The sequence below is a fragment of the Pantoea sp. UBA5923 genome (genome assembly GCF_002431095.1).
GTDB lineage: Bacteria > Pseudomonadota > Gammaproteobacteria > Enterobacterales > Enterobacteriaceae > Pantoea > Pantoea piersonii.
This window is the reverse complement of the sequence record NZ_DJDN01000055.1, coordinates 20,621-21,164: the sequence shown is the minus strand read 5'-3', so window position 1 is coordinate 21,164 and position 544 is coordinate 20,621. Positions and strand designations below refer to the sequence as shown.

Sequence of the window (544 nt, the reverse complement as noted above, 5' to 3'; positions counted from 1 at the left end):
TTTCCAGGAGGAGATCTTCGGGCCGGTGGTGGGCATCACGACCTTTAAGGATGAGGCGGAAGCGATCGCCATCGCCAACGACTCGATTTACGGGCTGGGCGCGGGCGTCTGGACGCGCGATATCAACCGCGCTTATCGCGTCGGCCGCGCTATTAAAGCGGGACGCGTCTGGACCAACTGTTACCACCTCTATCCGGCACATGCCGCCTTTGGCGGCTATAAAAAATCGGGTATCGGGCGCGAAACTCACAAGATGATGCTGGATCACTATCAGCAGACCAAAAACCTGCTGGTGAGCTACAGCGTACAGCCGCTCGGTTTCTTCTGATTTACCGTCTGCGGCGCGTTGCTCTCTGGGCAACGCGCCGTTTTTATTTCATATTTATCTCAGTGCATTTAGCGTTTTTTCGACCCATTGTTAACTGTCATAACCGCGTAAGATTGCTGTGGCAAGGTCAGGAGAGTGCTTCCTGACAGGCCTGAGGCCGAACCGAATAAGGAATGTTGATGAACGAGATCTATAACGTGCTGAATGAACATGACG

General features: G+C 53.5%; 1 protein-coding gene. It reads left to right on the top strand.

Annotation, left to right across the window (positions count from 1 at the left end; all coding sequences use genetic code 11):
• Window positions 1–328, top strand: a 328-nt coding sequence (locus B3797_RS13225; protein ID WP_311791317.1) for an aldehyde dehydrogenase family protein, incomplete at its 5' end; no start/stop codon positions are given.
• Between the last annotated feature and the right edge of the window lie 216 nt (window positions 329–544).